At 38.8% G+C, this 24892-nt stretch carries 29 protein-coding genes and 2 pseudogenes; 7 read left to right on the top strand and 24 right to left on the bottom strand.

All coding sequences use genetic code 11. The features are described 5' to 3' along the window. The first annotated feature begins 50 nt into the window (after nt 1-50). On the top strand, nt 51-1517 hold the full coding sequence (gene zwf, locus MKP09_RS21600) for a glucose-6-phosphate dehydrogenase (RefSeq protein ID WP_240832383.1): 1467 nt from the start codon (nt 51-53) through the stop codon (nt 1515-1517). 50 nt (nt 1518-1567) lie between these two features. Then, a complete protein-coding gene (gene pgl, locus MKP09_RS21595) occupies nt 1568-2260 on the top strand; it encodes a 6-phosphogluconolactonase (protein ID WP_240832381.1) in 693 nt (230 codons plus the stop codon). An 86-nt stretch (nt 2261-2346) separates the two neighbouring features. Here pgl and MKP09_RS21590 read toward each other — a convergent pair whose 3' ends face one another. The 16 genes and pseudogenes from MKP09_RS21590 to tsaB all read right to left on the bottom strand — a co-directional run bounded on the left by MKP09_RS21590 (nt 2347) and on the right by tsaB (nt 13693). Further along, nucleotides 2347-3669, bottom strand: a complete 1323-nt coding sequence (locus MKP09_RS21590; protein ID WP_240832379.1) for a family 43 glycosylhydrolase — start codon at nt 3667-3669, stop codon at nt 2347-2349. 173 nt (nt 3670-3842) lie between these two features. Continuing rightward, on the bottom strand, nt 3843-5075 hold the full coding sequence (locus MKP09_RS21585; protein WP_240832377.1) for a hypothetical protein: 1233 nt from the start codon (nt 5073-5075) through the stop codon (nt 3843-3845). Continuing rightward, entirely contained in the window at nt 5072-5749 is a 678-nt protein-coding gene (locus MKP09_RS21580; protein WP_240832375.1) for a hypothetical protein, read from the bottom strand. Before MKP09_RS21580 ends, MKP09_RS21585 begins: the two co-directional genes overlap by 4 nt. A gap of 48 nt (nt 5750-5797) precedes the next feature. After that, the gene (locus tag MKP09_RS21575; protein WP_240832373.1) at nt 5798-6265 is read right to left on the bottom strand and encodes a hypothetical protein; all 468 of its coding nucleotides are present in this window, start codon (nt 6263-6265) and stop codon (nt 5798-5800) included. Beyond that, a pseudogene (locus tag MKP09_RS21570) lies at nt 6262-6794 on the bottom strand (lyase family protein). Before MKP09_RS21570 ends, MKP09_RS21575 begins: the two are co-directional and overlap by 4 nt. Then, entirely contained in the window at nt 6785-7132 is a 348-nt protein-coding gene (locus tag MKP09_RS21565; RefSeq protein ID WP_240832371.1) for a hypothetical protein, read from the bottom strand. The pseudogene MKP09_RS21570 and the gene MKP09_RS21565 overlap by 10 nt, the downstream one beginning before the upstream one ends. Before the next feature lie 38 nt (nt 7133-7170). After that, entirely contained in the window at nt 7171-7860 is a 690-nt protein-coding gene (locus tag MKP09_RS26860; protein WP_262915567.1) for a M20/M25/M40 family metallo-hydrolase, read from the bottom strand. An 11-nt stretch (nt 7861-7871) separates the two neighbouring features. Next, a complete protein-coding gene (locus MKP09_RS26855; RefSeq protein WP_262915566.1) occupies nt 7872-8243 on the bottom strand; it encodes a M20/M25/M40 family metallo-hydrolase in 372 nt (123 codons plus the stop codon). Further along, nucleotides 8243-9048, bottom strand: a pseudogene (gene argB / locus MKP09_RS21555) (acetylglutamate kinase). The gene MKP09_RS26855 and the pseudogene argB overlap by 1 nt, the downstream one beginning before the upstream one ends. Before the next feature lies 1 nt (nt 9049). Next, nucleotides 9050-10015 (bottom strand): Rossmann-fold NAD(P)-binding domain-containing protein, encoded by a 966-nt coding sequence (locus MKP09_RS21550; RefSeq protein WP_240832368.1) that lies wholly within the window; start codon nt 10013-10015, stop codon nt 9050-9052. A gap of 219 nt (nt 10016-10234) precedes the next feature. Then, a complete protein-coding gene (locus MKP09_RS21545) occupies nt 10235-10546 on the bottom strand; it encodes a BRO family protein (RefSeq protein ID WP_240832366.1) in 312 nt (103 codons plus the stop codon). Nucleotides 10547-10684: 138 nt separating this feature from the next. Further along, the gene (locus tag MKP09_RS21540; protein ID WP_317235417.1) at nt 10685-11488 is read right to left on the bottom strand and encodes an aspartate aminotransferase family protein; all 804 of its coding nucleotides are present in this window, start codon (nt 11486-11488) and stop codon (nt 10685-10687) included. Beyond that, the gene (locus MKP09_RS26850; RefSeq protein WP_262915564.1) at nt 11488-11835 is read right to left on the bottom strand and encodes an aminotransferase class III-fold pyridoxal phosphate-dependent enzyme; all 348 of its coding nucleotides are present in this window, start codon (nt 11833-11835) and stop codon (nt 11488-11490) included. The genes MKP09_RS21540 and MKP09_RS26850 overlap by 1 nt, the downstream gene beginning before the upstream one ends. Before the next feature lie 206 nt (nt 11836-12041). Then, nucleotides 12042-12608 (bottom strand): rhodanese-like domain-containing protein, encoded by a 567-nt coding sequence (locus tag MKP09_RS21535; protein ID WP_240832364.1) that lies wholly within the window; start codon nt 12606-12608, stop codon nt 12042-12044. Between the two features lie 12 nt (nt 12609-12620). Then, a complete protein-coding gene (locus MKP09_RS21530) occupies nt 12621-12959 on the bottom strand; it encodes an ArsR/SmtB family transcription factor (RefSeq protein ID WP_240832362.1) in 339 nt (112 codons plus the stop codon). 293 nt (nt 12960-13252) lie between these two features. Then, nucleotides 13253-13693 (bottom strand): tRNA (adenosine(37)-N6)-threonylcarbamoyltransferase complex dimerization subunit type 1 TsaB, encoded by a 441-nt coding sequence (gene tsaB / locus MKP09_RS21525; protein ID WP_240832352.1) that lies wholly within the window; start codon nt 13691-13693, stop codon nt 13253-13255. A gap of 78 nt (nt 13694-13771) precedes the next feature. On the opposite strand from tsaB, the gene MKP09_RS21520 reads away from it, so the two are divergent. Continuing rightward, nucleotides 13772-14203: a RidA family protein gene (locus MKP09_RS21520; RefSeq protein ID WP_317235470.1), complete on the top strand. Its 432-nt coding sequence runs from the start codon at nt 13772-13774 to the stop codon at nt 14201-14203. Nucleotides 14204-14340: 137 nt separating this feature from the next. Further along, a complete protein-coding gene (locus MKP09_RS21515) occupies nt 14341-16203 on the top strand; it encodes a 2-oxoacid:acceptor oxidoreductase subunit alpha (protein ID WP_240832342.1) in 1863 nt (620 codons plus the stop codon). Between the two features lie 312 nt (nt 16204-16515). On the opposite strand, the gene MKP09_RS21510 is transcribed toward MKP09_RS21515, so the two are convergent. After that, nucleotides 16516-18720 (bottom strand): S9 family peptidase, encoded by a 2205-nt coding sequence (locus MKP09_RS21510; protein ID WP_240832340.1) that lies wholly within the window; start codon nt 18718-18720, stop codon nt 16516-16518. Nucleotides 18721-18916: 196 nt separating this feature from the next. On the opposite strand from MKP09_RS21510, the gene MKP09_RS21505 reads away from it, so the two are divergent. Both MKP09_RS21505 and MKP09_RS21500 read left to right on the top strand, forming a co-directional pair. Next, nucleotides 18917-20095 (top strand): patatin-like phospholipase family protein, encoded by a 1179-nt coding sequence (locus MKP09_RS21505; RefSeq protein ID WP_240832332.1) that lies wholly within the window; start codon nt 18917-18919, stop codon nt 20093-20095. Then, a complete protein-coding gene (locus MKP09_RS21500) occupies nt 20092-20364 on the top strand; it encodes a hypothetical protein (RefSeq protein ID WP_240832330.1) in 273 nt (90 codons plus the stop codon). The genes MKP09_RS21505 and MKP09_RS21500 overlap by 4 nt, the downstream gene beginning before the upstream one ends. 234 nt (nt 20365-20598) lie before the next feature. Here the strand turns inward: MKP09_RS21500 and MKP09_RS21495 are convergent, their stop codons facing one another. From MKP09_RS21495 to MKP09_RS21470, 7 genes are all read right to left on the bottom strand, one after another. Beyond that, nucleotides 20599-21039 (bottom strand): carboxymuconolactone decarboxylase family protein, encoded by a 441-nt coding sequence (locus tag MKP09_RS21495; RefSeq protein WP_240832328.1) that lies wholly within the window; start codon nt 21037-21039, stop codon nt 20599-20601. Between the two features lie 86 nt (nt 21040-21125). Next, the gene (locus MKP09_RS21490) at nt 21126-21590 is read right to left on the bottom strand and encodes a Crp/Fnr family transcriptional regulator (protein WP_240833354.1); all 465 of its coding nucleotides are present in this window, start codon (nt 21588-21590) and stop codon (nt 21126-21128) included. A gap of 133 nt (nt 21591-21723) precedes the next feature. After that, nucleotides 21724-22371, bottom strand: a complete 648-nt coding sequence (gene truB, locus MKP09_RS21485) for a tRNA pseudouridine(55) synthase TruB (RefSeq protein WP_240832326.1) — start codon at nt 22369-22371, stop codon at nt 21724-21726. Further along, nucleotides 22314-22442 (bottom strand): hypothetical protein, encoded by a 129-nt coding sequence (locus MKP09_RS26845; RefSeq protein ID WP_262915710.1) that lies wholly within the window; start codon nt 22440-22442, stop codon nt 22314-22316. The genes truB and MKP09_RS26845 overlap by 58 nt, the downstream gene beginning before the upstream one ends. 80 nt (nt 22443-22522) lie before the next feature. Continuing rightward, on the bottom strand, nt 22523-23170 hold the full coding sequence (locus tag MKP09_RS21480; protein WP_240832318.1) for a DsbA family protein: 648 nt from the start codon (nt 23168-23170) through the stop codon (nt 22523-22525). 61 nt (nt 23171-23231) lie between these two features. Then, entirely contained in the window at nt 23232-23900 is a 669-nt protein-coding gene (locus tag MKP09_RS21475; RefSeq protein ID WP_240832316.1) for a hypothetical protein, read from the bottom strand. Nucleotides 23901-23919: 19 nt separating this feature from the next. Continuing rightward, nucleotides 23920-24423 (bottom strand): TlpA family protein disulfide reductase, encoded by a 504-nt coding sequence (locus MKP09_RS21470; protein WP_240832314.1) that lies wholly within the window; start codon nt 24421-24423, stop codon nt 23920-23922. 233 nt (nt 24424-24656) lie between these two features. Here MKP09_RS21470 and MKP09_RS26840 point away from each other — a divergent pair, with 233 nt between their 5' ends. Then, complete coding sequence (locus MKP09_RS26840; protein WP_262915563.1) at nt 24657-24878, top strand: hypothetical protein; 222 nt, start codon at nt 24657-24659, stop codon at nt 24876-24878. The last annotated feature ends 14 nt before the right edge of the window (nt 24879-24892 follow it).

Below are 24892 nucleotides of genomic sequence, written 5' to 3'. Positions count from 1 at the left end.
AACATCTATTCACCATTCATTATTCACCATTACTACTCATCATTCACATTATGAACTTTAAACAAACTCCTGCAAACATTGTAATTTTCGGCGGTGGTGGAGATTTATCGTGGCGCAAGCTAATTCCTGCGTTTTATAATCTTTTTATAAGCGGATATTTGCCCGATCAGTTTACTATTTTTAGCATCGACTTTCAAAGCCTGTCGGAAGCGGCTTACAAAAAACATATACTGGAAGGAATCAATAAATTTTCTAGAAGCGGAAAAGCTAAAGCTGATGAATGGAAAAAATTTGCAAATCATTTAAGATTCTTACAAGGCGATTTTACGGCTGATGATTTATATCTGCTCCTGAAAGAAACTTTGGACGAGAGTGATAAAAACCTGAAAACCCACGGTACAAGGCTGTTTTATTATTCCGTAGCTCCGCGTTTTATAGAAGTCATTTCTCAAAAAATTTCGAGCCATTCTATTGCAGATAACAGAAAAAAAGACAGGATCATTGTAGAAAAACCATTTGGAATTGATCTTGAGTCTGCACAAAAACTGAACACTTTATTAGATAATCATTTTTATGAAGATCAGATCTATCGTATCGATCATTATCTGGGTAAAGAAGTAGTTCAAAATATTCTCGCGTTTAGGTTTGCTAATCACATTTTCGAACCGCTGTGGAGTCGTAAGTTTATCGATCATGTACAAATAACAGTTGCAGAATCGGTAAGTGTGGGCACACGCGGCGGCTATTACGACAAAAGCGGCGCGTTGAGAGATATGGTACAAAACCATTTGCTTCAACTTTTATCATTAATAGCAATGGACTGCCCGATGGATTATGATGCTGAAGATATAAGAAAAGCGAAAGTAAAAGTTCTTAAAAAAGTGCGCCCGTTTAATACCGTATCTGTGGCGCAAAATGTAGTACGGGCGCAGTACATAGCCGGAAACATTGACGACAAGCCACAAGTCGCTTATACTGACGAAAAAGACGTTGTTAAAAATTCGCACACCGAAACTTATGTGGCGTTAAAACTTTTTATAGACAATGGCCGCTGGAAAGATGTTCCGTTTTATTTGCGTACCGGTAAGTGCATGGCAAAACAATCATCTGAAATTATGATACAATTCAAAGATGGACCGCATAAAATTTTTAAAGATGATAAAGAACCCAATCGTTTAATTATAAGCATTCAGCCCGAACGGGAAATTAGTTTGTTGTTTGAAGGTAAAGTGCCGGGCTTAAAAATGGAGCTGAAACCATTGGAAATGGATTTTACCTATCAAGATTCTTTCGAAGAAGATGCACCCGAAGCTTACGAAGCGCTATTGCTGGATGCACTTGAAGGAGACGCGACTTTGTTTATACGCGCCGATCAGGTAGAAACTGCATGGAAAATTGTAATGCCGATTTTGACAGATTGGGCAAAGAACCCGAAAGGTTTGAAAAATATAAAGCAGGCAGCTGGGGTCCGAAGGAAGCTGAAACGCTTATTACAGAAGGAGCAGCGGAGTGGTTAATGCTTTCGGAATATCAAAATTCAAAAACAGTAAAAGCAAAAAAGAGATAAATGCAACAGATAAAATTGATTTGGGAAAATGCAGAAGCTTTAAGCATTGCAGCGGCACATTATTTTGTGGAAAGATGTAATAACAGCATTGCTGATAAAGGAAATTTTACAGTATCATTATCTGGCGGCAGCACACCGAAGCGATTGTACCAATTGCTTGCTACGCCCGCCTTTTCGAGAAATATCGATTGGAAAAAAGTGCAATTATTTTGGGGCGATGAACGCTTTGTTCCTCACACACACGAAGACAGCAATTACAGAATGGTGAAAGAAGCATTGTTGGATCATGTAAAAATTCCACGTAAAAATGTATTTGCCATGCCCACAAAAGGCGATGCAAGTGCCTGTGCTAATCAATATGAAAATATGATGGAAGAAGTGCTGGGCAAAAAAATGCAAATTGATTTAACATTTTTAGGATTGGGTGATGACGGGCATACTTCTTCTTTATTTCCGGGAACAGATGTTTTGCAGGAACAGAAAAAATTTATAAAAGAAGTTTGGGTAGAAAGTAAACAAACTTTCAGGTTAAGTTCTACTTACAGGTTAATCAATAATAGCAAGGAAGTAATGTTTTTAGTTGCAGGAGCAGCGAAAGCTCCTGTTATAAAACATATTTTTTCTAAAAATGCAAAAGCTATTTATCCGGTTCAGGATGTGAATCTGAAAAAGGAAATGTTATTTGGATGTTAGATGAAGCGGCGGTGGGGAGTTAGATGACAGTTGTCTGTTGACAGATGACAGAAAATGCTGACAACTATCATCCGTCATCTGTCAACTTATTTACCAAACGAAAACCAGTCCACATCAGGTATTGCGCCTGTTGCTTTAAAACGCAGATAAACGGCACTCACGCCTTTAATCGGTTTTACTTTTGTTTCCGACATATTAAAAGCGGCTTGCGTTTCTGTTGAACTGATTTTGCAGGTGCCGATTACCGTTCCTTTCGGATTATCAATTACAATTTCAATAATGCCTGCGCCTGCGCCTATCGTTTTTACCTGAAAAGTGCTGGCGCCGTTTTTAAAATCGATGTATTTAAAAGCAGCCCAATCGTTATTTTTAATTTGGGTAAGGCCTTCATTCGGAATGTCGGTTGTTGCTAATTTGCTGATGCGTACCTTACCATTCATCAGGCAGGCGCGAGCTGCATCAATTGGCTCAAAAGCGCTTAACGGCGCGCCTGCGCCTTGCGATGTCATTTCAACTTCTTTAATTGTTCCATCCTTTGCAATCGTAATCGGCTCTACACAAGCCTTCCGAAATTTTTGGGAGTTATTGGTTGACCGATGATAAAAAATATACCATTGCCCTTTGTATTGTTGAATCGATCCATGATTGTTCCAAACAGCCGGGTCGCAACCCATGTTATCAATAATAACCCCTTTATAAATAAACGGTCCCATTGGCGACTTGCTCATTGCATAACCCAAACAAGTGGGCCTTTTGTTGCGGCTTTCATCAGCAAATACTAAATAATACCAATCGCCAATACGACGGATGGAGGACCCTTCGTGAAAAACTCTTTTGCCTTCTTGTTTTAATGGCTCCACAATTGTGGCGGTATCTATTGATAAAAGATCTTTAGAAAGTTTGGCAACCTTTGGTTTGACTTGCCCCCAATACAAATAGCCTTGCCCGTCTTTATCAACAAATGCGGCGGGATCTATTTCGTAAGCCCCTTTAATTTGTGTTCCGTTTATAAAAGGCCCAACCGGACTGTTGCTAACCGCTACGCCTTCGGAATGCGTACTTTGTGGCGTGCAATAATAAAGATAATATTTGCCGTTATGCTCTATACAATCTGGTGCAAAAAGCAAAGCATCTGAAGCTTTTACTGCATCATGTTCGCCTTTTGAACTGAATATATTTTCATCCATTTTCCAACGAAGCATATCGTTGGTTGAAAGAACGTGGTGCGTGTAAGAACACCAGTAATCATCGCTTTCATCGCGTGAGCCATAAATGTACAAACGCCCGTCGCTAAAGACTTTCGCTTCGGGATCGGCAATATAAACACCAGGCGGAACAATGGGGTTTTGCGCCGAAGCTTTTAAAGAAATAGACAACACTAAAATCGAAAAAAATAAAATACGGTTCATAAAAAATTAATTATTTATCACACAAAGTTTGCAAAGAGGAATTCATATTCTTCGCAAACAAAGAACACAAAGTATGCCTTCGGCAACGCCTTTGAGCTACTTATTTTCTTTGTGAATCTTTGTGAAACATTGCTACAAAATCCCAATAATCCCACAAATCATAGTTCAGACAATTACTTCCTCGCTTCCACCACCCGCAAGCGCTTGTTAAACTGTAATTTTCCGTCAACAAACACCTTTATATAATAGCGTTGTGCAGATCGGTACGACATATCGTAAGAGAAAACACCTTCTTTTAAATTTTTGTAATGATGTTCTTCTACTAATATGGCTCCCTCATCTGTAATGATCTGAACAGTTACATCTTTGGCTTTGCTACTAAAATAATCTAAAGTAGTTTCGCCCGAAGTACTGGTAGGATAAAGGTTTACAGCAACCTCCTTATTAAGTTCCGCCCATTGCGCGCTATCTTCAACGGTATTAAAATTGTAATTGATGTAACTGCCAAAATCTGCCGTAAATTGTTTCACCAAATTGCCCTTTGCATCTTCTATTCTCATATATCCGCTACCCCCTCTTCGGTTGGCCCAAAATTCAAGTCCGTCGTTGGCGCTGTCTTTTACTAAAAGGTTGTAAGCGCCGCCCGGCAACAGAACTGTATCTTTAAAAATCTTATTTTTCATGGTGCTGTCAAACACACGTTGAAATATTATTTGGTCATTGATGTCGGTAATCGTATAACTATTATACTCAGGCTGGTTGTTGGTTTTAAGGACAAATACTAAATCTTGGGAATGCAGAGGCGCCGCTGTAAATCTGGATGACATAGTGTTGTCCATTTCATAAGCATCTTTTTTATTGTTGGGTTGCGTTAACGAAACCGTAAAATAATTTTCTCCGCTTACTGCATCAATAATGCCCGGTAATTCAATCTCAGCCTGCATTCCATAAGATAAATCTCCTTTCCACTGATAGGTTTTTTGCTTAAAACCAGCTGTGCCGTATTTAATTTTTACTGATGTTAATTTTTTGAAACCACTGTTTTCTATAACCACGGATGGCTTGAAAACCGCTGGATTTTCACGACCATGTGTTAGTTTATCTGTTGGGCGTTTAATGTCGGTAATAGTTACATCATGGGCCGCGGCTACTTTTTTATATTGAATAATATAGGCCGTTATATTTTCTGCCGCTTGTGTTTTACTGACCCGATAAGATTCCATATTTACATCAATGCTATTACTTTGTTGTAATGGAAAATAATATTCATCAGGTATTTGCAAATAACCTGGACACCAATTGGCTCTGTCATAAATCCATGTGCCGGCTTGCGGATACAGCGGATTGTCGCCACATTCTCTCCACATCGGCCTTGTATCAATAAGTTCATTATTAAAAAAGATCATCCTTTTTTGCTGCAAAATTCGCCGCAGGCATCGCCTTCATTGGCACCATGTCCGGTTTGATATATTCTGAACTTGGCAAAGTCGGCGCCCTGTTCTTTTTCAAAATGAACAGCCTTTAATTTTTCTTCGATGGAAACGGCGCTGTCGCCATATACAAACGATTGGCTGTATATTTTTTGAATGCTAACCGGAATAACAGCGGGCGTTCCTTTTATAATTTCAAAATCGAGCGTAACCTTCCAACCCCTATCTTTATTGGGTTCGTAGCCGGTGTGGTTATATTCTATTTCAACACTATCGCGCAGCAACATACTAAAATCGGTAACATCCAACTCCCAATTAAACTTCCAGTCTTTATTAAAAGCACCGCCGTAAGGCGTAAGTATTCTTGCAAATTCAAAGTCTTTGTCAACGGCATTAACGCCGCCAATTCTTTTTATTTTGATAAAATCGAGATAATCCCAATCGGCGCAACGCATGCTATCGGGACATTCAAATTTCACATGCAAAACAATTTTTCTTACAGGAACGTTGGCGGATGGAAACATGCCCCATTTTTTATAGAAGTTAAATCCTTTCGACGGATCGGTAACAATCGTTTCGCCTTTATAAGGAGTTACATGCAATGTGTCTGACGCAACGGATTGAACTGTTGATAACGTTAAAAGAAACATTACAGCGAAACGCAGTTTTTTTGGTAGTAACATGGCTTGGAAAATCGTTTAGCTAATTAATTTATTGATGGCCGTATGTATTTTTTCAAATTGAAAATCGCTAACAGCCTTATCCATTAAGGCTTTTATTTCTTCTGTACAAAGATTTTGAATAGACCCTTCGTGCCCCATCCCAGCCTCGCCTGGCGGCGGAGGAGTATAGGTGCCGTCTTCAACTGAGCGTCCCACTTGTATATAAGCATCTCTGAAAGGGACACCTTCCATGACCAATTGATTCACCAAATCAACCGTAAAAAGATATTTGTATTTTTCATCTGTCAAAATATTTTTCTTCACCTCAATATTCGAAAGCATCAAGCCGGCCATTTCAATACAATCTTTTAATGTTTTCAATGCCGGAAACAAATGCTCTTTCAGCAATTGCAAATCCCTGTGATAGCCAGACGGAAGATTAGTTGTCATCATCGAAATTTCATTGGGCAAAGCCTTGATGCGATTGCAATGAGAACGAATCAATTCAAATACATCAGGATTTTTTTATGCGGCATAATGCTGCTGCCCGTTGTTAACTCGGCAGGGAAACTGATAAAACCAAAATTCTGATTCAGGTATAAACATGCGTCCATACTCATTTTGGCAAGTGTGTCGGCAATATTGGCCAAAGCCTGCGCTACAATTCTTTCAGCTTTTCCGCGACCCATTTGTGCATACACCACATTGTAATTAAGACTTGCAAACCCTAACAAGTCAGTAGTCATTTGTCGGTTGATGGGAAACGAAGAGCCATAACCAGCAGCAGAACCCAAAGGATTTTTGTTGACCACATCGAAAGCAGCTTTTAATGTAATGACATCATCGACCAGGCTTTCGGCATAAGCGCCAAACCACAAACCAAAAGAGGAAGGCATGGCTAATTGCAGATGCGTATAACCCGGCAACAAATCATTTTTATATTTTTCGCTTTGCGTTTGCAGCAATTCGAAAAAGGAAGTATAATGTTTACTAGATCTTCAATTTCGCTGCGCAGAAAAAGTTTCAAATCCACCAACACCTGGTCGTTACGGCTGCGCGCACTGTGGATTTTTTTCCTGCATCGCCAAGCTTTTCAGTAAGCAATAGCTCTACCTGCGAATGAATATCTTCTACATTATCCTGAAGTGTAAAATCTCCTTTTTCTATTTGTTGATAGATTTCTTTTAAAGCGGCTTGCAATTCGGTAAGTTCTGCTTTCTCCAACAACCCAACAGATTCAAGCATTTGTGTATGCGCCAAAGAACCCAACACATCAAATGGCGCGAGATGTAAATCCATTTCTCTGTCCTTACCTACTGTAAATGCTTCTACTTCTTTTAATGCAGTTGTATCTTTTTGCCAGAGTTTCATTTGAATTATGAATTGTGAATTGTGAGTTACGAAAAATGTTAATTACGAGTTACGATATTTAATATTTCAATATAATCTTTTATTCCCTGCTCTATTTCCTTTAAATAAATAAATTCATCAGCCGTGTGGCTGCGTGCGCTATCGCCGGGACCCATTTTAAGTGCAGGAAAAGGCATCAACGCTTTATCCGAAGTAGTGGGCGAACCGTACATCGTTTTATTCATTGAAAGGCCGGCCTGTATTACAGGATGGTCTGTTGAAATAGAAGTGGAGCGTAAACGAGTCGAACGCGGCGTTATTTCACTTTGAATATTTCTTTGTATTTCATCAATCACTTCCTCAAAACTATACAGCTCATTTACTCGAACATCAATAACATATTTACAAACAGCCGGCACAACATTATGCGCTTTATTTTCCGTTTCGATAACCGTTACCGTCATTTTATTAGCACCTAATAATGGCGATACTTTCTCAAACTGATGCTGATGAATCCATTCAATATCGTTAAATGCTTTGATGATAGCATTTTCTCCTTCGTTACGTGCGGCGTGTCCGGCCTTGCCATGTGCCGTAGCGTCCAGTACCATTAATCCACGTTCGGCAACCGCCATTTGCATTAGCGTTGGTTCGCCAACAATTGCAAAATCTATTGCTGGCAACTCTTTAACTACCGCCTCAATACCATTGTAGCCAGAAATCTCTTCTTCAGCGCTGGCAACCAACATTACATTGTATTTCAGATTTTGTTGATTAAAAAATAAATAAACGAGGCAATCAGAGCAACCAAACATCCGCCAGCATCGTTGCTTCCAAGCCCGTAAAGCTTACCATCTTTTTCTATTGCTTCAAAAGGGTTTAAGGTATAATTAGGATTGGGCTTTACTGTATCATGATGCGAATTGAGTAAGACAGTCGGTTTGGTAACATCAAAGTATTTATTTTTAGCAATCACGTTATTGCCAATCAGCTCAACTGGAATGCCCTGTTTTTGCAGATGTTCTTTAATAATAGCAGCCGTTTTATCTTCCGCTTTGCTGAAGCTTGAAGTTTCAATCAACTGCCTTAACAATTGAACTGCGTTATTATATAATTCTTGCTCACTCATCATTAACCAGTTATTAAAGTTCCTTCGGTTTTGTTTGTAGTGTTTTTAAGAAGATCTTTTGCATCGCCTATCAACACTTCATTAACGCCAGCATCTATTGCAGCAAACGCATTATCTATTTTTGGTAAAATGCCTTCAAACAAACGGTTCTCATCAAGCAGTTGTTTATATTTTTCTTTATTGATATTTAGGATTACGGAGTCGTTATTATTTACATCTTCCAACACACCTTTTTTCTCAAAACAATAAATCAATCTTACTTTATAAAATGAAGACAATCCTACTGCAAGCGTAGACGCAATTGTATCCGCGTTGGTGTTTAAAATATGGCCTCGCCCATCATGTGTAAGTGGAGCAAACACAGGTGTGAAAGCCGCATCAAGCAATAATTTTAAATTCCCCGAGTTCAATTTACCGTTGTCTATATCGCCTACCCAGCCGAAGTCTATTCTTTCGCCATCTATTTCTTTTAGTGGCCTTTTGGTAGCAGGAATAATATTCGCATCTGCGCCGGAAAGTCCAATGGCATTACATTGCAGCGCTTGTAGCTGAGCTACAATTTTTTTATTGACCAATCCACCATAAACCATCGTTACAATATCGATGGTATCATCATCCGTAATTCTTCGGCCATTTATATATTTGGATTGAACACCCAACTGATCCCCGATTTTAGTAGCAATTTTCCCCCACCATGTATCAGTATTTTATACCCGTTGATAGCGGCAAAATCTTTAAGAAAAGATTGTAAGGCTTCTGCGTTGTCAATTACATTGCCACCAATTTTTATTACGAATACATTATCCATATTAGCCTTTCAATAATTCTGACAATACAGCCTGTGCCGCCCAAACTCGATTACCAGCTTCTTGCGTAACAATACTATTTTCGCTGTCTAAAATCTCATCGCTTAATTCTACATTGCGGCGAACGGGCAAACAATGCATTACTTTGGCATTGTTGGTAAGCTTTAGCTTTTCTGCTGTAAGCATCCACTCCGGCTCATTGCTATAAATTTTACCATAATCATTATAAGTGCTCCAGTTTTTTACATACACATAATCGGCATCTTTCAATGCTTCATCCTGATCGTAAATAATAGGAGCGTTACCCGTAAACTTTTTATCCAACTCATAATCTTCGGGATGCGTAACTACAAAATCCACTTCGCCCCAGGCATTCATCCATTGCGCAAAACTGTTGGCTACGCATTGCGGCAATGGTTTTACATGTGGTGCCCAACTAAGTACAACCTTGGGTTTGCGCGGTTCTTTAAAAGTTTCTTTTATCGTAATTACATCTGTAAGGCTTTGCAAAGGGTGCAATGTTGCGCTTTCCAAACTCACAACCGGCAGGCCCGAATATTTTATAAATTGCTTGATGTATAATTCGCTGTAATCATCTTCTTTGTTAACCAACGAAGGGAAAGTGCGAATAGCTAATATGTCGAAGTATTTACCAAAAATAGGCGCGGCATCTTTAACATGCTCAACGGTTTTACCACTCATGATGGCTTCTTCTTCAAACTCCAATTGCCAACCTTCGCTGCCTACATTAAAAATGATAGCTTCCATGCCTAAGTTTTGCGCAGCAATTTGTGTACTCAAACGTGTACGCATACTGGGGTTCAGAAATAAGCAACCAATACGTTTGCCTTCGCCAAGGGCTTTATCCAAAAGCGGATTGGCTTTATATTGTAATGCTTTGTCTGCAAGCGCGTTGATGTCAGTAACATCTGCTGCGCTAATAAATGTATTGCTTTTTAGAAGTGACATGTTTATCTTCTTTATATTTTTATCTCTTTTTACTTTGCAAAAGCTTTTTAGCCGAAATATCTGTAACTATTTTTTTCCGGTTTTGGCTTCAATTTGTTTGCGTGTATTGCCTGCAATAGTTCCACCTTCTTTTGCTACTTTTTTATTTTCGTTGAAATTCCCCGGCTTTCCCATTCATCCGTAAGTTCTTTGCGAACTTCGATGCTTTTTAATCGCTGATTAATCTATTCTTGCTTTTTTGGAAGGAATATATTGTATCAAACGAAACAACTGTTCTGTGTCTGCAACATCGGTATTGTAATATTTACCATCTGAAGACTGTAATTTCAGTTGACTACAATTTGTAGCCAACTCACTTCCTTCCTTTTTCAAGCGTAGTTTTAAAACGCTCCAATATTTTCGGGCGTTGGTACTTTCGGTTAAAATTTCTATCACGTCAATAATCGAAAAATACCACTTCTCTTCCTCTTCGTTCCACAGGGAACGAACTTGCTTTTGTTCAAAAAGCTGAATGGATGTTTCTTTTTTCATTGGTAACAATTCTTTCATTCTAAACAAATGGTTCGTGCTTCCACGAACCAAAAAAACTGTTGATAGAAGCACTAAAGTACAAGAGTGCGACGCAACGAAGATCCGCCAGTTGGCGGACTAAAGCCGGGTCAATAAAACCTATTCTGCGACCACCGAATACGCTGCAATTTCTTCTTTCACCGCTTCGATAAAATGCTCTGCATCTTTTTTCTTTAATGCAAGAGACGGAAGCAATCTGATAACATTGGGTTTCGCCTCGCCGGTAAAAATTTTCTGGTTCGCCAGTAAATTCTTTTTTAAAGATGCTAATGCAGAAGGCACATCAAAACCGATCATCAATCCGCGGCCACGTACATTTTCCAATTCGGAAATGGTGTTCAATTCATCGCGCAAGTATTTTCCAATCATCACGGTATTGCCCATCAGTTTTTCATCTTTCATTACTTCAAGCACCGCCAACGCTGCGGCACATGCCAGATGATTACCGCCAAACGTAGTTCCTAACTGAAAATGTTTGGGCTTTATATGTGGCGCAATGATAATACCACCGATTGGGAAACCGTTGCCCATGCCTTTTGCCATCGAATAAATATCGGCGTTTACGCCAGCAAAATCATGACTGAAAAATTTTCCGCTTCTTCCGTAGCCGCATTGTACAGCGTCGGCAATATAAACAGCGCCGTATTTATCGCACAACGCTCTAATAAGTTTTAAGAAAGAATCGCTGGCCACATTAATGCCGCCAACACCTTGTATACCTTCTATAATAACTGCTGCAATTTCTTTTCCATGTTTTACAAAATGTGCTTCCAGCGCTTCTTCATCATTAAAAGGAAGAAAATCTACATTGTCGGTTTCGTTTACCGGAGCCAGATAATTTTTATTATCCGTTGCCGCTACTGCCAGTGATGTACGCCCGTGAAAAGCCTTGCTAAACGCCACTACTTTTTTCGACCAGTATGAAAAGATGCCATTTTCAGCGCATTCTCGTTTGCTTCGGCACCAGAGTTGCATAGAAAAAGACTATAATCTTCCTTACCCGAAACCTCGCCGAGCTTTTTTGCCAATTCTGTCTGCAATGGATTTTGGATCGAGTTAGAATAGAAAGCAATTTTTTCCAGCTGCTCCTCAATGCGTCGTACCCAATGCGGGTGCGTATGGCCAATGCTGATAACAGCGTGCCCGCCATAAAGGTCTAAGTACTGGTTGCCTTCACTATCCCAAACATAAGACCCCTTGGCCTTGGTGATAGTTACATTGTTAAGGGGATAAACATCAAATAAATCCATTAATGAATTTTTACGGCATAATAGCCTCTTGTAAATAAAAATTGCCCGCTTGCAAGCGGGCAACGAAATTACTTAAAATATTAATGGCTGTGGAAGTTTTTTCGTCCATAGTCAATAGACTATAGACTAATTCAACATTCCAGGTTCTTTTACTATTTCTGCCTTGGGCTCATCCTTTATCTTATCCCAGCCTCCGGTCACATTTCTTAAATTATGAATGCCGTGTTTTTTAAAACAGAAGCAGCAATAACACTTCTTACTCCTACATAGCAATGCAAGTACAAATTATCCGTCTCCTCTATCTGAGCTATATTTTCAATGGTTGAAATTTCTTCGAGTGGAATATTAGTAGCGTCTTTTAAATGTCCCTGAGCAAAATCTATTGGCCTACGCACATCAATTACGACTAAGTTTTCATCGAAAGGTATATCCATCATTAATTCATCTGGGTCAACATCAATCACCATATCGATTGGATAATCCGCCTTTTTCCAAGTTGGAAAACCGCCTTTGAGATAACCCTTTAATTTGTTGAAGCCCGACTTTTTAAGTTCTTCGGCAACAGCCAATTCTTCTCCATCATTAGCCACCAATAGTAAGTCTTCATCAGTTTTAAAGAAAAGTGAGCTGTATTCCGGTAATTGGCTTGTAGCTGGTATATTAATACTTTGCGGAATGAATCCCTGTGCAAAATCATCTGCCGCTCTGGTATCTATAACAGAAATTTCCTGATCTACCCAATTTTTAAATTCCTCAGCAGAAATTGCTTCCATATTCAATATAAGTTATGATAAAAGTTGTCCAACGAATTGATTAAGATCCTTCATTCGGTCTGTGTTCACTGTGTAGTAAATAAATTTACCATCGCGCTCAGTTTTTACAAAGTCAGCTTTACGCAAAATGGCAAGATGTTGCGACGCAACAGATTGCTCAATTCTTAATTTTACATAGATTTCTGTTACTGTTACTTTCTCTTGAGTATCAATAAGTTTTAATATCTGTTGCCTTAACTTATGGTTAAAGGCACGTAATATCAAAGCCGATTTTTTGATAGCCAGCGTGTCCAAGGTTAGTTCCTCGCCCGGGTTTTCTTTCTGGGCAAAAGAAATGTGATAATTACTCATTATGAATGAAAGGTTTAGAGGGTTTAAAAATACGAACTTAAAAAATATTTATTGTAAATATTAATTATATGTTTTTACTTTTCGCTATATATACATCCTTAACGTAATATGGTTCACAATATGCAACATCTGAAAAGTTTTTTTCTAGAAAAAGGTTGAAAGATAATGGAATCATATCACGAGAGTCGGAGTTATGATCTACAATATCAAAATTTTGTTTTCCATCAATTAATGGAGCAAATTTTTTGCTGCCATTACCCGTAAATAATACATGTCGATTATTTAATATATCATTAAAACTCTGTTGGGTCAACTCTGGCAAACGGTTCTTGATATAATTCGAGCTCTTTATTAAAGACGGCTGTAAATACTTCCATACGTCTTGCGTCTATCATTGGACAGATCAGGTCCTTTGCCTTATTCTTAACAGCACTGGCCATAATCTGCAAAGTATTAATACAGATCAGCGGTTTTTTTAGGGCATAACAAAAACCTTTTGCACTGGCTAATCCTATTCTTAAGCCGGTATATGAGCCGGGGCCGTTGCTTACAGCAACAGCATCCAGATTTTTCATATCCATTCCTGTTTTCTGAAAGGCATTCTGAATAGCTTCATGCAACCATCCTGCCTGCTCGTTACGTTTTTCGTTCTGATCAAAAGTGATCACATTTAAACCATCGCTAATACAGATAGATCCCTTATCAATCGCGGTATCAATATTTAATATGAGCATCGTGCAAAAAAATGAATATTATTTAGAATGAATGCTAATTGATATCAAAGTTTTCAAAAGTTTACGCGAAACTCAGATATTGTTTTTTCAATCGATCTTTGTACTCTTGCAAGTACATATAACACCTTTTATGCAGAAAAAATCATCACAACATCAAATGCACCAGTTCCAATTGGCCCTTATAACCAAGCTGTTTTTGCCGGAGATACACTCTATATTTCAGGGCAAATACCCATTGATCCTGCAACCGGCGAATTAAACAATGCTACTTTGCAGGATGAAACGCATCAGTGTATGAAAAACCTGCAGGCTATTTTGGAAGAAGCAGGTTTGAGTTTCGCAAATGTTATCAAATCCACGATATTTATTACAGATATGAAACGCTTTGCCGAAATCAACGAGGTTTATGGCCAATACTTTACTGAAAATTATCCCGCACGCGAAACTGTTCAAGTGGCGGCTTTGCCAAAGTTTGTTAATGTAGAGATTAGTGTGATTGCGGTGAAGTAGCTTGCCGGTTACCAGTTACAAGTTGCAGAGCCCGAAACCTTGTAACTTGCAACCTGAAACCGGTTTGTCAGCCCAGCGTAAAATATACCCCGTCAAGCAGGGAACTTCCGTACCTTTGTGCCCCAATTTTTGATGGAATGAACAGAACACAGGAAGTTTTAAAAGATGTAGTAATAAAATTTGCGGGCGACAGTGGCGATGGAATGCAGCTTACTGGCACGCAGTTTACCAATAATACCGCCCTACTTGGCGCAGACCTCTCTACTTTTCCCGATTTTCCGGCGGAGATACGTGCTCCACAGGGAACGCTTCCGGGCGTGAGTGGTTTTCAGCTGCGTTTTTCATCTGACCATATTTATACCCCTGGCGACGAATGTGATGTGTTGGTAGCTATGAACGCGGCAGCGCTTAAAGCTAATTTAAAAGGCCTGAAAAAAGGCGGCCGTATTATTGTTAATACTGATGGTTTTGACTCAAAAAACTTACGCCTCGCTAATTACCCAGACGGCGTAAACCCAATTGAAAATGACAGCCTGGATGGTTATGAGCTGATCAAAATCGATGTAACTAAACTTACGCGTGAAGCACTAAAAGAATTTACGCTGGGAACGAAAGAAAAAGATCGTGCTAAAAACATGTTCATCCTTGGTGTATTATATTGGATGTACAACCGCGATATGGATAACACGATCAACTTTCTAACCGAGAAGTTTTCCAAAAAGCAGGATATTTTAGATAGTAATATTAAAGCGCTGAAAGCAGGTTATAATTATGGCGATACTACTGAAGCTTTTACAACTACCTATTCTGTAGAAAAGGCAAAGATTGAACCCGGAACCTACCGTTCTATTATGGGCAACCAATCTCTTGCTATGGGACTAATCGCTGCTTCGGTAAAAAGTGGGTTGCCGATGTTTCTCGGTACTTATCCTATAACACCTGCCAGCGATATTTTACATGAACTAAGCAGGCATAAAAATTTTGGCATTCGCACATTCCAGGCAGAAGATGAAATTGCAGCTATCACTGCTGCTATTGGCGCTTCGTATGGCGGTGCATTAGGCGTTACTACCACTTCTGGACCTGGGATGGCTTTAAAAACCGAAGCAATGGGGCTGGCTGTAATGCTTGAAATCCCCTTGATAATTATAAACGTGCAACGCGGTGGCCCTTCTACCGGCTTGCCAACAAAAACAGAACAATCTGATCTGTTGCAGGCTTATTACGGCAGAAACGGAGAATGCCCGATGCCGGTTATTGCCTCCAGCTCACCGGCAGATTGTTTTGATGCGGTGTACGAAGCGGTAAAAATCAGTGTGCAGCATATGACGCCAGTTATCTTTTTAAGCGATGGATATATTGCCAATGGCGCTGAGCCCTGGCGTTTTCCTGAAGAAGAAAACTTGGCTCCAATTCATGTTAATTTTAAAACAGAATTGGGCCATCATGAAGATAAATTTCAACCTTACCTAAGAGATGAAAACCTGGTACGCCCCTGGGCGGTGCCGGGAACAGCGGGTTTAGAGCATCGTATTGGCGGTATTGAAAAGCAAAATGTAACAGGAAATATTAGCTACGACCCGGAAAACCACCAATTGATGGTGAAGATCCGCCAGGAGAAAGTTGATAAAATTGCAGAACATATTCCTGATCAAAAAATTGATAGCGGAGATGAGAAAGGTAAAGTGCTGGTGATAGGATGGGGCTCAACTTATGGTTCCATTAAATCGGCTGTAAGCGACCTGCAGGCGCAGGGCAAAAGTATCAGCCATGTACACTTGCGCCACTTAAGGCCATTCCCTAAAAATCTTGGCGATATTATCCGAAATTTTGAAACAATTGTAATTCCGGAAATTAATAATGGCCAACTTATAAAGATCATTCGTGATCAATATCTTGTCGACGCCAAAGGCTATCATAAAATAATGGGTATTCCTATTACCAAACACGAGTTGGTAGAAGAACTAAATAAGTTTTTTGTGGTGGACCAGGTGGTGTGATGGGGAGTTGATAGATGACAGTTTTGAGTTGATAGATTAATAGGAAGTAGAGATAGCGAGTGGCGAGTAGTGTTATGTTAAATAAAAACTGTCGTGTCGGTGTCACCCTGAGCTTGTCGAAGGGCGTATTGAACGGGCTTCGGCAAGCTCAGCCTGACAGTCATATTATGCTTAACTTAACAGTAGGAGTTATAGCGTAGAATATATAGGATGCCATATATTCTACTGCACAAGTGAGTGACACAACGAAGATGCCATATATTCTACTGCTGGGACAATAATAATCAATCTACTTCTTTATCCCTTCCAGTTTCAATAAAAACGCATAGCGCAGCGCATCTTCTTTAAATAATCAAACCTGCCGGAAGCGCCGCCATGCCCGAACTCCATATTAGTTTGCAGCATTACTACATTAGTATTTGTTTTGTACTCACGCAATTTAGCCACCCATTTTTCGGGTTCAAAATATTGCACCTGACTATCATGCAATCCGGTTGTTGCTAAAATATTTGGATAAGCTTTCTTTTCAATGTTCTCGTATGGAGAATATGACTTCATGTATAAATAGGCCTCCTTGCTGGTTTCGGGATTTCCCCATTGATCGTATTCATTAGTTGTTAGCGGAATGGTAGGATCAAGCATTGTATTTACCACATCTACAAAAGGAACATCGGCAATGATACCGTTAAACAAAGTATTGCCCATGTTAGCAGCGGTGCCCATTAGTAAACCACCGGCGCTGCCGCCGTTCGCGTAAAGGTGTTTGGGAGATGTGTATTTTTCTTTAATCAAATATCCTGCACAGGTAATAAAATCGGTAAACGTGTTTTTCTTCTTCATCATCTTTCCGTCTTCATACCATTGGCGCCCCATTTCCTGTCCGCCGCGGATATGCGCAATGCCGTAAGCAAAACCACGATCCATTAAACTGATCAGGTTAGAATTAAAATAAGTTGGATAAGAGAAACCATAACTACCATAACCTATTAATAAAAATGGCTGATTGCCGTCTTTCTTAAAACCTTTTTTGTAAGCAATTGAAATGGGAATTTTAGTTCCATCACTTGCAGTGGCGAATACCCTTTCTACATCATAATCGTTTTTATTGTAGCCGCTGGGAATTTCGCGTTGTTTTAATAAAGTGGTTTTACCCGTGGTTAAATCGTAATCAAAAACACTGCTGGGTGTGATAGGCGAGCTATAACTGTATCGCAATTTAGTGGCATTATAATCCGCATTAGTGCTAAAAGAGGCCATATAAACCGCATCTTCAAAAGGAACAAGGCGATTGTTTTTTCCATCTTTGTTTACATATTCAAGCTGGTCGAGTCCATTCTTTCTTCCTTTAATAATCGCCACATCTTTCAACAGCAATAAATTCTCTACCAACACCTCCTTTCTGTGGGGCATAAAATCTTTCCAATGCTCCACCTTTGTTTCATTAAAAGGTGTTACCGATATTTTAAAATTAAGCGCCTCTTTATTATGAGTAATATAAAAGCGTTCTGTATCTGCATCTACGCTGTACAATACTTTTTCCATTCTTGGTTGAAAAACAGCAAACTCTTTAGTAGGCTGATCCGCGGGCAAGTATCTGACTTCCGCATTTGTAAAATTCGCCGACTCAATTAGTATATAATTTTCAGCCTTGGTTTTAGAAATGCCTATATAATTACTTTGATCTTTTTCATGGTAAACCATCACATCATTTTCAACAGAGCTTTCAACAACATGTCGCCAGACTTTTTCAGATAAAAGTGTAGTCGGATTGTTAGACGTATAAAAAAATGTTTTGCTGTCGGCCGCCCAAACATAACCGGCGCTTGTGTTAGAAATGCCTTGCGAAGTAATATTGCCTGTTCGTAAATCTTTGATCATAACATTATATTGCCTGCGGCTTACGGTGTCTTCACCAAAGACAAGCAAGTTATTATCTGGACTAACCGTTGCACCCGACACATTATAGTAAGGGTGTCCTTCTGCCATCGCATCGATATCAAGCATTATTTCTTCAGGCGCATTTAATGATCCTTTTTTACGACACAGTTTATAATATTGTTGGCCTTCTTCGCTACGGGTGTAGTAAAAATATCCGTTGCGGAAATACGGTACATTTTCGTCTTTTTCTTTAATGCGTCCGCGCATTTCTTTATACAAATCTTCCTGAAGTGTTTTAGTATCCGCCATCATTTCTTTCAGGTAATTATTTTCTGCTTCCAGATGCTTCACTACTTCATTGCTATCGGGACCTTTTTTGAAAAAGTCGATCATCCAGTAATAATCATCACTTACTTTATCGCCGTGGATATCTCTTACATGCGTTTTCTTAACTATAGTTGGCGGTTGTAAATCCGGCCATTTCACTTGTTCCATTTGTGCGTTCAGTTTTTGTAAACAGGATATGGCGATAAAAATAATCAATATAAAACAGGCCTGTTTCTTTGTGTTTATAATTTGCGGAAGTTTAGCAATAAAAGAAACAGCGCTGATGTGTATATTAGTTAAGCCTGGTTTCATTAGAAGATGTTTATTTTTTATTGTTGCATAGAGTCTTTTACTAATATACAATGAGAAATAGAACTTTAAACATTTCTCTTTTTTCTACCTAATATAAGCGATACCCGGTCAGGTCATTTTTTTGAGGGATATATTAACTTCACATTGGAACACAAACTAAACAGCGACATTTACCAAAATTAAAAGCCGAGTTAAAATGCCAGCCTCTAAAATAACTGTCACTGATTTTACTAACAGCCCTAAAGTTCAGGCTAATTTAAAAAAGCTGCGAGAAACCTTTGGGCCAAATGGAAAACCCTTTGAAGTATCAGATGTGTTGGACGCGGAAGGCCATCAATATGTAAACCTGGTACAAAAAGGTGGTGGCGTTTTAGGCGTTGCACTTGTTGGTTACACTTACATTCTCGAAAAAATGGGTATTCGTTTTTTACGAATGGCCGGTACGAGCGCCGGAGCTATTAATACCGCGATGCTGACTGTAATTGGAAAGAAGCAGGAAGAAAAATCGACCCGCGTATTGGAAGCAATTACCAACCTCAATTTTTTTGATCTGGTAGATGGGCATCGCATGGCACGCTGGATCATCAAACGGTTCATTACACATAAAAATTATTTCCGCCGCATACGAATTATAGCGATAGCTATCATTGCTTTGTTCACGCTGTTGCTAGCTGGCAGCATGATATTTTTGATACTTGGTCAAAATAACGAAAATCTGCAAATGGTAAGCCGTCCCTTGATATTTGCACTTGTGATTGTTATGATCGTGATCGCCGAATTAGTACGTTATATTTTAAAGCTCCTTAAAAAATTTAAAACATCTGGTTATGGCATTAATCCCGGAAACTTTTTCTATAACTGGATAGAAAAGCAAATGCGCGACAACGGCGTGCTGGACACTACCGACATTATTAATAAAGCGACGCAAGCCATACCAGGTTTGCATTTGCGACATGATCATCCACAAGGTATTACCGACTTAACGGGGGATGTAACTTTTATCGCATCAGAACTGGTTACACAAAATAAAATTGAATTCCCGGCGATGGCAGGCTTATTCCGTAAAGATAAAGACAGCCTGCATCCTGCAGGTTTTGTTCGCGCATCCATGTCAATCCCAATGTTTTTTGAATCCTATTTCATAAATGATATTCCATGCAATCAACCCAGCATCAGACAAAAATGGAAAGAGATATTTGATGAAGATGATCCTCCGAGCAGCACCCGATTTGTTGATGGCGGCATCCTGTCAAATTTTCCAATCAATATATTCTATAACTCAAAAATTAATGTGCCTCGCCTTCCGTCATTTGGTATCGACCTGGATGATTCTGCTCCGGAAGATAAAAAAAGCAGTCAACAAACTGGACTATGATGGGGTATTTCGGGCGCATATTCAATACGATCAGAAATTATTATGACAAAGATTTTCAGTTAAAAAACAAAGTGTATTCTCGTGGCGTGGGAACCATCCCGCTTGCTGAATATAACTGGCTTAATTTTTTTGTTACTGACGCAGATAAGCTGGCGATGTTTGAAAAAGGCGCTGAAGCCGCCACACAATTTCTGCTAAACTTTAATTGGCAGGATTATAAAAATGATCGGGCATTTATGCAGACAACCATTGAAGGAAATAAAGGATAAGATTCAGCTAAGCTATCCCATAAAAACAACTTATTCATTTTTTAAGAAAATATAACCGCATAGATACATAGTATTATGATAAAGTAAGGCAACATAAAAACACATAATCGTTTAATTGCCCGGACGCTATGCTCCGCCTTTGGCGGAATCTATAGAACCTTAAAAAAATTAACGACTATGTATCTATGTGGTTTAACATAAAGAAGTCATTTTGTCGATCTTACTAACTAACAACTATACACCTACTTCGAGCTGTGTGCTAATTGCAATTCTATTCCAGGCATTGATCGTAACTATCATCATAATGATTTGTGCAATATAATTTTTATCAAACAACTCCTTAGCTTGTTGATAAGTCGCTTCTGAAAGTCCATGCTGATGGATCAGGGTTATTTCTTCTGTGATAGCCAAAATCACTTTCTCTTCTTTAGAAAACAAATCGGTTTCTCGCCATGCGTTCAACAGAAAAATGCGCTGATTGGTTTCGCCATTTTTTAAAGCATCTTTTGTATGCATATCGATGCAATATGCGCAGCCATTAATTTGTGAAGCACGTATTTTAATAAGCTCTTTATGCGTTTTCGACAATTGTGAAGCGGCCAGATATCCTTCTAAACCAAGCATTGCTTTATATCCTGCAGGTTCGGTTTCATAAATGTTAGGTCTTTTTTCCATGATTCAATTTTTATTGATTAATCGCGTTTATTATTTTTTGACAAAGCAAAGTTGAAGAATCACTGCACCGAAAAACTTAAACTGGTTTAAGAAATTTTCCTTGCTCTTATTTCACTTAAATATTCAGGAGTAAACCCCAGAAAAGAGGCAATCAGATATTGTGGAATGCGTTGTACAAATTCAGGATATTTATCATTCAGATGATGATAAAAAGCTTCTTTGGAAAGACCAAAAATATATTTCATTCGCATCTGCGCTGCGGCATAGGCGCGCTGGTAAATAAAGCGGAAATAACGTTCCATTTTAGGGTGTGTATAAAGAAGTTGATCCTGCGCGTCTCTCGATATTGTAAGTAGCGTAGTTTTTTCTACGGCTTGTATAAAAAATTCACTTGGCACGCGATGTTCGTAAGAAAGATTGTCCGTTAGCCACCAGTTTTCAATGGCGAATTCTGTGGTTTGCTCTACGCCTTTTTCATTAATGAAGAACTTGCGCAAGCAGCCTTTTAAAACAAAATAATTAGATCGGCTAACCTGGCCTTCAGATAACAGGTTTTGCTTTTTCTTTACCTGTTCTATATTAAAAAAGAATTTATGGCATTAAATTCTTCCTCATTGATGTCTATAAATTTTTTCAAATGGGCTTTCAATAAATCCGACATAGCTAGATGTTTGACTTAGAAAATCATTGCTTAGGTGGAATTTCAGCAGCGGCTTTTCGTTCTCTGATGGCTGCTTCAAAATCATGTATAGAAAAAGCATCGACTACATTAAATGCGCCGATTCGGATTCTTCTCAAACTACTTAAATAAGCGCCGCAGCCCAAGGCTTCTCCAAAATCGTTAGCGAGGCTTCGTATATAAGTACCCGTTGAACAAACAACTTTGAAAGATACAACCGGCAATGCAGAAGTATCTATTTCAAAAGACTTTATGGTTATAGTGCGCGGTTCTAACTTTACATCAATTCCCTTTCGAGCCAGTTCATACACGCGCTTTCCATCTTTCTTAATAGCGGAGTGAATCGGTGGCACCTGCTGTATTGCTCCAATAAATTTTGATGTCGCCTGTTGAATATCTTCTATTGCTAAATGATCAGTTGGTTTAAAGTTTTCAGGCTCGCTTTCGAGGTCGTAAGTAGGTGTTACAGCGCCAAGCGTAAAAGTACCGGTGTACTCTTTTTCCTGAGCCATATATTCGTTAATTCTTTTTGTGAACTTACCTGTACAAACAATAAGCAGACCCGTCGCTAACGGATCAAGCGTACCCGCGTGCCCTACTTTTTTATCTTGATCAGATTGCGGACTTTTCGAACGGCATCGAAAGAAGTCCATTCAAGTGGTTTGTCAATAAGCAGCATCGCGCCATCTGCAAAGTCTATAGTTTGTAACTCCTCTGTTGTCATAGTTAAAATAACATGATTAAAATTTCAGGCCTCCCAATTTCAGACCTTCGAGGTTTTAAAAACCTCGGAGGTGTATTGAATCAGGCAGCTTCCAGCTCTTTTAAAATATTTTCCAATCTGGCATTTAATGTATTCAAAGGTGTATATCCTTCTGCCAATAAGTAAAATTTTGTATCGTTTACCTGCAATAACAATTTGGGGAAACCCGTTACCTGCAATTGCTGACAAAGTGCAAATTCATGCTTTGCTTTATCAATATAACTTGCATCAGAAAACTTTTGATAAAACTCATCAGCCGGAATATCATACTTTTCTAACAAATGACGATAAGCTTCTCCGTCGCTCAGATCACGGCCTTCTTCAAATAATGCCTTTTGGAAATCGGCAGCAATATATACCTGTTGTTCGGGCCAATATTCCTTAAAAACACAAAGTGCTATTGCTGGTGTTAATGATTCGGGAAACCAATCGCTTTCATCAGGGTTTTGAATATGCCACAGATAATCGGCACCAAACCGAACGCCTGCAAGCTCTTCCACTTTTTTATAGGCATCGCCAATGTAGCCAGCCATTGCTTTAACAGGCTTTGCACCTTCTTTCGGAATCATTCCGCCGCTTAATACTTCAAATTGAAATTTGTCCTTATAAAGATCGGCAAACTGAGTAATCACTTTGCTAAAGCCAAAGCACCAGCCGCATTGCGCGTCATAACAATAATAAAAAGTCATCCGGCAAAAATAAATGCAAAAAGTTATTCGCCACTTTATGATTAAAAAATAACAACAGATATCATTCTACTTTTAGTGTTTTCCAACTCGCAATTAGATTACCTTTTATGTCCACATCGATTATTTCGAAATATTCGAGATTATTTTTGGAGGTTTTTCTAAAAAGTTTTTTAAAGTCCTTAAGAATATCATACTGAGCGTTAAGTACGAAAGAAAAGTTGGTCAGCGTCTCCCATTTGAATTCTTCATTCAAATGGTAAATTACAATAGCCTTATAACGACTTGCACAAGATGAATAATATTCTGCGACCTCCAAAAATCCATCTTCATCAATATCTCCGATATTAATTAAGCTACTCAAATGACAGCAATTAGACTCAGTATAAATTCTTTCGATCTTTGGATTTGAAAAATAATAAGATTGTCCTTCTTCGCATTTATTTAATGATTCCAGAATAAAAACAAATTCATCATTTCCGTCAGTGTCAAGGTCTCCAATATTTTTGAGCCCCTTGAAAATCTTTCTATAAGTTGACTTATTTATAGTATCCGAAGGACAGGCCGTTTTTTGATAAGGTTTGAGGTTAAGGTCAATACCAGACTTTCTATTTAACAACAGTTCAGCAATCTGTCTTTCATCGTTTAAAGCAATTTGGGAATTAACGTTTTTACTTCCTGATCTACAAGAAGTAATTAGAAAAAATAACCCAACGATCACTATACATCTCATACCGCTTTACTGTTTACCATTATTTTTCCAGCCTTTTGTCAATCAGTTCAATCAGCTTTTTAAATTCCTTTTCTTCATATCCAATAGATTGATAAATGATCTTTCCTGTTTCATCTATTAAAATATTACGGGGAATAGATTGGGTGGCAAACTTGCCGAAGACGTCTCTTTTCTCGTCTGGCAAAATAGGAAATGTATAATTGAACTTCTTTTTAAATGGAACAAGAACGTCCCATCCTTCTTCGCGCCCGAACACAAAAAGCGCAAATTTTGGATTGTTTTTATGTTTATCCCAAATCTGCTTTTGCATTTCAGGAAGTTCTTTGCGGCAAGGCGGACACCAGGTGGCGAAAAGATTGATCAACACGAGTTTGCCTTTGTAATCAGCAATACTTGCCATTTTGCCTTTTTCAATTTCAAAACTAAAAGATGGAACTGAATCACCAATTTTTATCAAATTACTTTCTTGGGAAAACGCCATTTTTCCATAAACAATAAAAACTAAAACAAGTAACTTCTTCATATTGTTGCTTTGATTTTTTTGTACTGATAATAAGAATTTGTTTAGCGAATTTAAGATTTTTATGTTGCTATATTTTTGGTTCTGGTCAGACCGGGACGGTTTGACCGGGTGTGGTGTCCGACATTTATATAGGATCAGCAATGCACTGCCGTTGAAGAGTGCGACGCAATTTTGATGATCTATATTAATTGCTGATTAAAAAAATGTTAATCGTAAAAGTATAATTTTGACAAATGAATAATTTGGGAGATTTGCGGGATACTGTTGTGGCACTGGCGACCGCGCCTGGTGTAAGCGCTATTGGCGTGATCAGGCTTAGCGGTACAGATGCGGTTGTGATAGCCGATAAAATATTTAAAGGAAAAAATTTATTACATCAGCCTTCGCACACCATACATTTCGGGCATATAACCTCACCCCCAACCCTCTCCAAAAGAGAGAGGAGCAAGAGATAATAGATGAAGTGGTT

This window comes from Paraniabella ginsengisoli (assembly GCF_022513635.1).
GTDB classification, from domain to species: Bacteria; Bacteroidota; Bacteroidia; order Chitinophagales; family Chitinophagaceae; genus Niabella; species Niabella ginsengisoli.
Note: the sequence above shows the minus strand (reverse complement) of the source record. Positions and strands in the feature narration are given on the sequence as shown.

Bases quoted from the DNA above. Each gene is read 5' to 3' on its own strand.
- zwf (WP_240832383.1), top strand. From the start codon at position 51: ATGAACTTTAAACAAACTCCTGCAAACATTGTAATTTTCGGCGGTGGT.
- pgl (WP_240832381.1), top strand. From the start codon at position 1,568: ATGCAACAGATAAAATTGATTTGGGAAAATGCAGAAGCTTTAAGCATT.
- MKP09_RS21590 (WP_240832379.1), bottom strand. From the start codon at position 3,669: ATGAACCGTATTTTATTTTTTTCGATTTTAGTGTTGTCTATTTCTTTA.
- MKP09_RS21585 (WP_240832377.1), bottom strand. From the start codon at position 5,075: ATGATCTTTTTTAATAATGAACTTATTGATACAAGGCCGATGTGGAGA.
- MKP09_RS21580 (WP_240832375.1), bottom strand. From the start codon at position 5,749: ATGTTTCTTTTAACGTTATCAACAGTTCAATCCGTTGCGTCAGACACA.
- MKP09_RS21565 (WP_240832371.1), bottom strand. From the start codon at position 7,132: ATGAAACTCTGGCAAAAAGATACAACTGCATTAAAAGAAGTAGAAGCA.
- MKP09_RS26860 (WP_262915567.1), bottom strand. From the start codon at position 7,860: ATGTTGGTTGCCAGCGCTGAAGAAGAGATTTCTGGCTACAATGGTATT.
- MKP09_RS26855 (WP_262915566.1), bottom strand. From the start codon at position 8,243: ATGATGAGTGAGCAAGAATTATATAATAACGCAGTTCAATTGTTAAGG.
- MKP09_RS21550 (WP_240832368.1), bottom strand. From the start codon at position 10,015: ATGTCACTTCTAAAAAGCAATACATTTATTAGCGCAGCAGATGTTACT.
- MKP09_RS21545 (WP_240832366.1), bottom strand. From the start codon at position 10,546: ATGAAAAAAGAAACATCCATTCAGCTTTTTGAACAAAAGCAAGTTCGT.
- MKP09_RS26850 (WP_262915564.1), bottom strand. From the start codon at position 11,835: ATGGATTTATTTGATGTTTATCCCCTTAACAATGTAACTATCACCAAG.
- MKP09_RS21535 (WP_240832364.1), bottom strand. From the start codon at position 12,608: ATGGAAGCAATTTCTGCTGAGGAATTTAAAAATTGGGTAGATCAGGAA.
- MKP09_RS21530 (WP_240832362.1), bottom strand. From the start codon at position 12,959: ATGAGTAATTATCACATTTCTTTTGCCCAGAAAGAAAACCCGGGCGAG.
- tsaB (WP_240832352.1), bottom strand. From the start codon at position 13,693: ATGCTCATATTAAATATTGATACCGCGATTGATAAGGGATCTATCTGT.
- MKP09_RS21515 (WP_240832342.1), top strand. From the start codon at position 14,341: ATGAACAGAACACAGGAAGTTTTAAAAGATGTAGTAATAAAATTTGCG.
- MKP09_RS21510 (WP_240832340.1), bottom strand. From the start codon at position 18,720: ATGAAACCAGGCTTAACTAATATACACATCAGCGCTGTTTCTTTTATT.
- MKP09_RS21505 (WP_240832332.1), top strand. From the start codon at position 18,917: ATGCCAGCCTCTAAAATAACTGTCACTGATTTTACTAACAGCCCTAAA.
- MKP09_RS21500 (WP_240832330.1), top strand. From the start codon at position 20,092: ATGATGGGGTATTTCGGGCGCATATTCAATACGATCAGAAATTATTAT.
- MKP09_RS21495 (WP_240832328.1), bottom strand. From the start codon at position 21,039: ATGGAAAAAAGACCTAACATTTATGAAACCGAACCTGCAGGATATAAA.
- truB (WP_240832326.1), bottom strand. From the start codon at position 22,371: ATGGACTTCTTTCGATGCCGTTCGAAAAGTCCGCAATCTGATCAAGAT.
- MKP09_RS26845 (WP_262915710.1), bottom strand. From the start codon at position 22,442: ATGACAACAGAGGAGTTACAAACTATAGACTTTGCAGATGGCGCGATG.
- MKP09_RS21480 (WP_240832318.1), bottom strand. From the start codon at position 23,170: ATGACTTTTTATTATTGTTATGACGCGCAATGCGGCTGGTGCTTTGGC.
- MKP09_RS21475 (WP_240832316.1), bottom strand. From the start codon at position 23,900: ATGAGATGTATAGTGATCGTTGGGTTATTTTTTCTAATTACTTCTTGT.
- MKP09_RS21470 (WP_240832314.1), bottom strand. From the start codon at position 24,423: ATGAAGAAGTTACTTGTTTTAGTTTTTATTGTTTATGGAAAAATGGCG.
- MKP09_RS26840 (WP_262915563.1), top strand. From the start codon at position 24,657: ATGAATAATTTGGGAGATTTGCGGGATACTGTTGTGGCACTGGCGACC.